Origin of the sequence: Sphingomonas sp. Ant H11 (assembly GCF_000797515.1) — a bacterium.
In the GTDB taxonomy this organism is placed as follows: Bacteria; Pseudomonadota; Alphaproteobacteria; order Sphingomonadales; family Sphingomonadaceae; genus Sphingomonas.
On sequence record NZ_JSBN01000087.1, the window covers coordinates 1 to 7,433 of the forward strand.

The following is a 7,433-nucleotide window of genomic DNA, read 5'->3' on the forward strand; positions in this document are numbered from 1 at the left end:
CCCGCCACCCTGCAGCCGCAAAGCCCGCACCTGCCGCGCCAGCCGCCGTCAAGCCCGCAGCCCGCAAACCTGCCGCTGCGGCCACCGGGCGTATGGTCACCACCAAGACCAGCACCGGCAAGACGATCACCTACAATTGTTCGAAGGCCGGCAACGCCAACAAGGCCGCCTGCAAATAAGCGAACCAAACCCACCCCTGCGCCGCTGCGATGCGCGCGGGGGTGGCGTTTCGTTGCGCGCTCGGCTAGGGTTTGTCGCATTCCCGTAACACAGCCGAAGGCACCATAAATTGACCGACGAGACCGTCCTCGCCGACCCTTCCGACATTGCCCCGATCTCGATCGTCGACGAGATGAAGTCGAGCTATCTCGACTATGCGATGAGCGTGATCGTCGCGCGCGCACTTCCCGATGTTCGCGATGGCCTGAAGCCCGTTCATCGTCGCATTCTTTGGTCGGCGTCCGAAAGCGGCTTCGTCTACAACCGGCCCTATCGCAAATGCGCCCGCATCGTCGGTGACGCGATGGGTAAATATCACCCGCACGGTGACAGCTCGATCTACGAAGCCTTGGTCCGCATGAGCCAGGACTGGTCGATGCGCGTGCCGCTGATCGACGGCCAGGGCAATTTCGGCTCGATGGACCCCGATAAAGCCGCCGCGATGCGCTATACCGAGGCGCGTCTCGCCAAGGTCGCAGGGTCGCTGCTCGAGGACATCGACAAGGATACGGTCGACTTCGTCCCCAACTATGACGGCTCCGAGCGCGAACCCTCGGTGCTACCGGCGCGTTTCCCCAATCTGCTGGTCAATGGTGCAGGCGGCATCGCCGTCGGCATGGCAACCAACATCCCGCCGCACAATCTCGGCGAAGTGATCGACGCGACGCTCGCCATCATCGATTCGATGACCGGCGCGCGCGAGCCACTGACCACCGAGGAACTGATCGAGATCGTCCCCGGCCCCGATTTCCCGACCGGCGCGATCATCCTTGGCCGCGCAGGCGCGCGCTCGGCCTATGAAACCGGGCGCGGCTCGATCATCGTCCGCTCACGTTACGTCGTCGAGGAAGGGCGCGGCGATCGCCGCTCGATCGTGCTCACCGAAATCCCGTATCAGACCGGCAAGAACGGCCTGGTCGAAAAGATCGCCGAAGCCGCCAAGGACAAGCGCATCGAAGGCGTCAGCGACATTCGCGACGAATCGAGCCGCCTCGGCGTGCGCATCGTCATCGATTTGAAGCGCGATGCGACCCCGGAGGTCGTGCTCAACCAATTGTGGCGCCACACGCCCGCGCAATCGAGCTTCCCCGCCAACATGCTGGCGATCCGGGGCGGTCGCCCGGAATTGCTCAACCTGCGCGACATTATCACCGCGTTCGTGACCTTCCGCGAGGAAGTCATCACTCGCCGTTCCAAGTTCGAGCTGGCCAAGGCGCGCGACCGCGCGCATCTGTTGCTTGGTCTCGTCATCGCGGTGACCAACCTCGACGAGGTTGTCCGCATGATCCGCGGCTCGTCCAGCCCCGCCGCCGCGCGCGAAGCGTTGCTGGCGCGCGATTGGCCGGTCGCCGAGATCGCGCCGTTCATCAAACTGGTCGAGGCGGTCGAAGTCGAAGTCACCGGAGACAGCTATCGCCTGTCCGAACTTCAGGTCCGCGCGATCCTCGATCTGCGCCTGCACCGCCTCACCGCGCTCGGCCGCGACGAGATCGGCAACGAACTGCAGGGCCTCGCCGATTCGATCGCCGAACTGCTCGCCATCCTCGCCGATCGCGCCAAGCTGTTCGCGGTGATGCGCGAGGAACTGGTCGCGGTCCGCGCCGAATTCGCGACCCCGCGCAAGACCGACATCGCCGCTGCTGCTGACGGCATTGACGATGAAGACTTGATCGAGCGCGAGGACATGGTCGTCACCGTGACGATGCAGGGCTATATCAAGCGCACCACGCTCGACACCTTCCGCGCCCAGGCGCGCGGCGGCAAGGGCCGCGCGGGCATGGCCACCAAGGACGAAGACGCGATCACGAACCTGTTCGTGACCAGCACGCACACGCCGGTCTTGTTCTTCTCGACGCTCGGCAAGGTCTACCGCATGAAGGTGTGGAAGCTGCCCGAAGGCGGTGCCGCCACGCGCGGCCGCCCGATGATCAACCTGCTGCCGCTGGCAGAGGGCGAGACGATCTCGACCGTGCTCGCTTTGCCCGAAGACGAGGCGGAATGGGCCGCTCTGCACGTCATGTTCGCAACGGCGCGGGGCAGCGTGCGCCGCAACTCGATGGACGCCTTCACCAACATTCCGACCGCCGGCAAGATCGCGATGAAGTTCGAGGGCGTCGATGCCGATGACCGGCTGATCGGCGTCGCTTTGCTCAGCGAGAATGACGACGTGCTGCTCGCCACCCGCCAGGGCAAGGCGATCCGCTTCGCCGCCGACGAAGTGCGCGAATTCCAGAGCCGCAATTCGACCGGTGTGCGCGGCATGACGCTGAAGGGCGATGACGAGGTGATCTCGCTGTCGATCCTCCACCGCGTCGGCGCAACACCCGAGGAGCGTGAGGATTATCTCAAGTTCGCGCCGTGGAAGGGCGAGCGCGAAGGCCAGATGGCGATGACCCAGGCGCGCTATGAAGAGCTGATGATCCGCGAGCAGTTCATCCTCACCGTCTGCGCCAATGGCTACGGCAAATTGTCGTCGGCGTATGATTATCGCCGCACCGGGCGCGGTGGCCAGGGCATCACCAACATCGACAACATCCCGCGCAACGGCCCCGTCGTGGCGAGCTTCGCCGCGACCAAGGGCCATCAGTTGATGCTGGTGACCGACCAGGCCAAGGTGATCCGCACCACGCTCGGCTCGATGCGCGTGATCGGCCGCAACTCGGCTGGCGTGAAGCTGTTCGATGTCGGCAAGAACGAGCATGTCGTCTCCGCCGCGCGGATCGAGGAAGCCGAAGGCGATGCCGAGGCCGATGTGCGCGACCTGACCGCTGTCGAAGTTGCCCCCGACGATACCGGCGATACCGGTGAGGATCTGGCGGCTGGCCCGGACAATGGCGAATGAGCGAGCTGCCGCTCACTGCCTATAAGGTGCTGACCGCCGAGCAGATGGCGACGCTGGAGCGCGAGGAATCGTTCGCCGGCGCCCCCATCGACTTGGCTGATGGCTATATCCACCTCTCGACCGCCGAGCAGTTGACCGAGACGGTCGACAAGCATTTCGCGGGGCAAAGCGATTTGCATGTCGCGGCGGTCGATCTCGGATCGTTCGGCGCAGGGTTGAAGTGGGAGGAGTCGCGCGGCGGCCAGCTTTTCCCGCATCTCTATGGCGGCCCGCTGCTGCTCGAGACGGTGATCGCTTACGGCCCGCTCGAACGCGATGCCGACGGCCGCGTGAAACTGCCCGTCGCGGGCTAACGCCGCTCACGCATAGAGATCGACCACCTCTGCGCCTTCGGCCTCTGCCTCCAGCAACAAAGTGCGGTGGCAGTGGCGCGGGTCGCGTTCAAAACAGAGCAAGGCGCTTGGCTTTTCAGCCGCCAGCGCCAGCATCTGCGCCGCCTGTGCCTGCGCCTCGGGGAGTTCGAGCTGGTCGGCATAGACCGCCTCCAGCGTCGCCACATCGCCCTTCTTGGCGGCATCGCGCCCGCGTTTGGGGGTGCCGAGCGCCTTCAAATGCACATAGTCGATCCCCGCCTCGGCCAGCGACGCCGCCAGCGAGGTCTTCGAAAATCCCGGCCGCCGCGACAAGGGCAGCGCACGCACATCGATCACACGCTCCACCCCCGCGCCCGTCAGCGCCGCCAGAAAATCGGCCATCGTCGTGGCTTCATAGCCGATCGTGAACACCTTCATTTCCCGCGCGCTCCGTTCTCACCACGCCATAAGCGATCATCGCCTGTCCCGCGACGTAGAGCGGCCAGACCAACAACGTCGGAACGATCGAATCGACCAGCGGACCCAGTCGCGCGAAAATGAGCAGGTCCGACACCGCGAACAGCAGCGCTCCGGCCCCGACCCAACTGCGGGGAAAGCGGCTGATCCACGCCGTCGCCACCATGCCGCCAAGCGCGAGCCCATAGACCAGCACACCCGGTTGCCCCGACAGCGCATAGCCCGCGCACGGAATCCCCAGCAGCAGTGCGATCGCCACGCCCGTTCCCGACCGGTCGCACGCAGGTTGGTCCAATACAGTCCGGTCGCCAGCAGATGCGAAGCGAGGAAGGCAGCGCCGCCAATCGTCATCCCCGACGTTTCCAGCAGCACATCGCCCAGCGCCGCAAACCCAAGCACCACCGCCAACCAACGTGCCGCCAGCGTCCGCGCGGCCAGCGCGACCCAGACGGCCAGCAGCGCAACCGCAGTCCCCTTCCACGCCACCAGCGCTGGTCCAGCCGGCAAGATATGGCTGGCCGCCCAGAAACTCACCCCCGCAACAAGGGCCGTTACGAACAAGGCTGGGATCGGCACACGCTGAGACATTGTGGGAGGATGCGCCACCGACTCCGCTTCGGCAAGCACACCGGGCTTGACCTGCACAAAATTCATCTATTTCTGTATTTACAGAAATTGGAGTTACTGGTGACCCTGCTCGACCATCCCGACGCCAAGGCCTTCATTCTCCATTGGGGCGAAATGGGCACGCATTGGGGCGTCAACCGCTCGGTCGCGCAAGTCCATGCGCTGCTCTATCTCTCCGAAAAGCCCGTCGATGCCGAGGCGATCGTCGAGGCGCTGGGGCTCGCCCGCTCCAACGTGTCGACCGCGCTCAAGGAATTGCAGGCCTATGCCATCGTCCGCCGCGTCCATGTCGAGGGCGACCGGCGCGACCATTTCGTGGCCGAAGGCGACCTGTGGGAAATGCTGATGCGCATCGTCGCCGAGCGCAAGCGCCGCGAGATCGACCCGACCATCGCTTTGCTCGCCGAACTGGCCGAGCGCCTCCGCCAGGACGACACCGCCCCCGCCCATTTGCGCGACCGCGTGCTGCGCATGCACGAATTCCTGTCGACGCTGAGCGGCTGGTACGAACAAGTCCGCACCCTGCCCAAGACCACCCTCGTCACGCTGATGAAGCTCGGCAGCAAGGTCGCCCGCTTCATTCCCGGCGGCAAGACCAAGGATTAAGGCGATGCGCACCCACCCAATCCCACCATAACTTTGCCCGTTTATTTCGGTCCTTACAGAAACGACAGGTATAAGGAACCGGTCATGGTCGAAATTTCATATCTTCTCTATCTCGCGATCACGCTCGCGATCACCATCTGGGTCGCGCGCACGCTGTCGAAGAATGGCGAGGTCTTCCTCATCCAATGCTTTGGCCAGAACGAGACGCTGGCGCGCTCGACCAATCATCTGCTCGTGGTCGGCTTCTACCTCGTCAACATCGGCTTCATCACGCTGACGCTCAGCCTCGGCAACGAACCGACGACGCTGACCGGCGCGATGCGCTTCCTCAGCAGCAAGGTCGGGCTCGCGGTGCTCGTGCTCGGCGCGATGCACTTCTTCAACATGGGCGCGATTGCCCGCTTCGGCCGCAAGGTCAGCGGCTGGATCGAAGCACGCCCACTGGCCGCCGCCCACAGCACCCGCACCGACGAGCGGATCACGCGGTGACGTAACCACCCAACCATCAACGGGGAGTGCAGATCATGGGCATGCAAACCGTCGCAACCTACCGCCACCGCATCGGCACAGTGGAATGGCGCGATCTTGTCGGGATGCGCCCGCGCGACGGGCTGGTCGAATGCCTGCACCCGCTGCCGTGGCTGGCTGCGAGCTGGGGGCTGGCGGCGATGGGGCTGTGGCCGCTCGCCGCGGCGGCGTCCTTCATGTTTTTCCTGACCGCGCTGCGGCTTAATCACGAAGCGATCCACGGCAATCTCGGCTTCGCCAGGCGCACGCACCGCATCGTGATGCACGCACTCAGCGCGGTGATGCTCGGCTCGAACAACGCCGTCGCGTTCAATCATTTGCGCCACCACCGCCACCTCGGCACGGCGGAGGACACCGAAGGCGCGTGCGGCCGCATGACCTTCTGGCAAGTCCTGTGCGAAGGACCCCGTTTCCCCTTGCGCAATCATGCCGATGCGTGGCGGCACGGCACGCCCGCCTTGCGCCGCCGGATGCGGATCGATTTCGCGCTCAACCTCACCGTCATCACCGCCGCGCTCGGCACACTGCACCCGGTACTGCTCTATCACGTCGCCGCGATGCTGGTCGCGCAGTGCCTCACCGCCCTGTTCGCGGTGTGGATCACCCACCACGATTGCGCCGAGGACGACATCGCCCGCACGCAGCGCTCACCCCTGGTCAATTTCGCGACCTACAACATGTTCCTCCACCTCGAACACCACCTCTACCCGGCGGTGCCGGTGCGGCGGCTCGGCATCCTCGCCCACCGCATCTCCGACGCCGCGCCCGAGGTGGCGGCGCGGGAACGGCTGGTGTTTCCGGAGGTGTGGCGGTGAGGAGGGGGCGGGCCGAAAATGATAGACCGCCGGCTTCGTCCAATTGCGGACATCCGACAAGCTGGTACGCTGGTTTCTGGAATGGGGATTCAGACGTGATCAGAACAGCGACCGCTTTCGCCGTCATTGCCTTTGTGGGATTTGGCTTCCCCGAGATGGCTCATGGCCAAGTGTTTTTCCCTCCATCTTTATCGAAACGAACAGTCTCGTGCGCGTGGTATCGCAGGGGCCATATGCCCATCATAAGCGACTTCGAGACTAAGTGGTTCTCCTCCCAGCTTGCTGCCGCGAAGGAACCATCGCTATTCAATCTGACGCGGCAGGGTCGTCCTTTCAACGACGTCGTACGATTTACTTGGTTGCCGACTTTTCATCATCCTGTGATCGTACGAATAGAAGGATTGAATTCAAACACGGCTCGCTTAGTAGCAAAGCAGCTTACGGGTGCCGGTGGCTATGATCCGGGGAAAATTGACAAAGAAATTGAGAGACAACTGACGCGCCAAGAGGTTAGCAATTTACGCAGCTTGATAGCGCGCACTCGTATTGCGAGCTTGCCAGCACGTATTTGCGACGGTGGAACCGATGGATCGCAATGGCTGATCGAGGTTACAGATCGTGATGGCTATCATTTTTTGAATCGATGGACGCCGGAGCAAGGCGAAGTGCATGAGTTCGGCCTTGCCGCTATCAAGCTGACCGGTTGGCAATTCAAAACAATCTACTGAACGACCGATTTCCACCAACCCCAGAAATCCGCTCTGTCCTACACACCGTCAATCTGTCAGCCTCGGCAAACCCGCTCTTTCAAACCGTCGACACCCCCAGACCAAGCGCCCAAAAAACGGCGCCGATGGTGCGACTCGTGTGACTTTAAGGCATCCCCAACCGCCCGCTTCCGCCGTCGTTGGTGTGACTCTCCTGTGACTTTAAGCCCCTCCCCGCGCCCGATCGACCTTTGCCATT

Annotated in this window: 8 protein-coding genes and 1 pseudogene; 6 read left to right on the top strand and 3 right to left on the bottom strand. The window is 63.6% G+C overall.

Annotation, left to right across the window (positions count from 1 at the left end):
- Window positions 1-289 precede the first annotated feature (289 nt).
- Window positions 290-3,061 carry a DNA gyrase subunit A gene (gyrA, locus tag NW75_RS15700; RefSeq protein ID WP_033966124.1) on the top strand — a complete coding sequence of 924 codons (2,772 nt, stop codon included), beginning with the start codon at window positions 290-292 and terminating at the stop codon, window positions 3,059-3,061.
- A complete protein-coding gene (locus tag NW75_RS15705) occupies window positions 3,058-3,414 on the top strand; it encodes a DUF952 domain-containing protein (protein WP_033966125.1) in 357 nt (118 codons plus the stop codon). The genes gyrA and NW75_RS15705 overlap by 4 nt, the downstream gene beginning before the upstream one ends.
- A 6-nt stretch (window positions 3,415-3,420) precedes the next feature.
- Here the strand turns inward: NW75_RS15705 and NW75_RS15710 are convergent, their stop codons facing one another.
- The 3 genes and pseudogenes from NW75_RS15710 to NW75_RS28330 form a co-directional block, all read right to left on the bottom strand.
- The gene (locus NW75_RS15710; protein ID WP_033966126.1) at window positions 3,421-3,852 is read right to left on the bottom strand and encodes a DUF488 domain-containing protein; all 432 of its coding nucleotides are present in this window, start codon (window positions 3,850-3,852) and stop codon (window positions 3,421-3,423) included.
- Window positions 3,827-4,150, bottom strand: coding sequence for a lysoplasmalogenase family protein (locus NW75_RS27465; RefSeq protein ID WP_052192451.1), 324 nt, complete (start codon window positions 4,148-4,150; stop codon window positions 3,827-3,829). Before NW75_RS27465 ends, NW75_RS15710 begins: the two co-directional genes overlap by 26 nt.
- Window positions 4,151-4,176: 26 nt before the next feature.
- Window positions 4,177-4,545 (bottom strand): annotated as a pseudogene (locus NW75_RS28330) (lysoplasmalogenase family protein); the annotation flags it as partial.
- Between the two features lie 33 nt (window positions 4,546-4,578).
- Between NW75_RS28330 and NW75_RS15720 the strand changes: the two are divergent.
- From NW75_RS15720 to NW75_RS24565, 4 genes are all read left to right on the top strand, one after another.
- Complete coding sequence (locus tag NW75_RS15720; protein ID WP_033966127.1) at window positions 4,579-5,124, top strand: GbsR/MarR family transcriptional regulator; 546 nt, start codon at window positions 4,579-4,581, stop codon at window positions 5,122-5,124.
- Window positions 5,125-5,208: 84 nt separating this feature from the next.
- The gene (locus NW75_RS15725) at window positions 5,209-5,613 is read left to right on the top strand and encodes a hypothetical protein (protein WP_052192452.1); all 405 of its coding nucleotides are present in this window, start codon (window positions 5,209-5,211) and stop codon (window positions 5,611-5,613) included.
- Between the two features lie 35 nt (window positions 5,614-5,648).
- Window positions 5,649-6,467, top strand: a complete 819-nt coding sequence (locus NW75_RS15730) for a fatty acid desaturase (protein WP_137903323.1) — start codon at window positions 5,649-5,651, stop codon at window positions 6,465-6,467.
- Window positions 6,468-6,562: 95 nt separating this feature from the next.
- Entirely contained in the window at window positions 6,563-7,195 is a 633-nt protein-coding gene (locus tag NW75_RS24565) for a hypothetical protein (RefSeq protein ID WP_137903324.1), read from the top strand.
- Window positions 7,196-7,433: the final 238 nt, after the last annotated feature.

Excerpts from the sequence above, each read along its gene's own strand:
- NW75_RS15705 (WP_033966125.1), top strand. The coding sequence starts at position 3,058 with ATGAGCGAGCTGCCGCTCACTGCCTATAAGGTGCTGACCGCCGAGCAG.
- NW75_RS15710 (WP_033966126.1), bottom strand. The coding sequence starts at position 3,852 with ATGAAGGTGTTCACGATCGGCTATGAAGCCACGACGATGGCCGATTTT.
- NW75_RS15725 (WP_052192452.1), top strand. The coding sequence starts at position 5,209 with ATGGTCGAAATTTCATATCTTCTCTATCTCGCGATCACGCTCGCGATC.
- NW75_RS15730 (WP_137903323.1), top strand. The coding sequence starts at position 5,649 with ATGGGCATGCAAACCGTCGCAACCTACCGCCACCGCATCGGCACAGTG.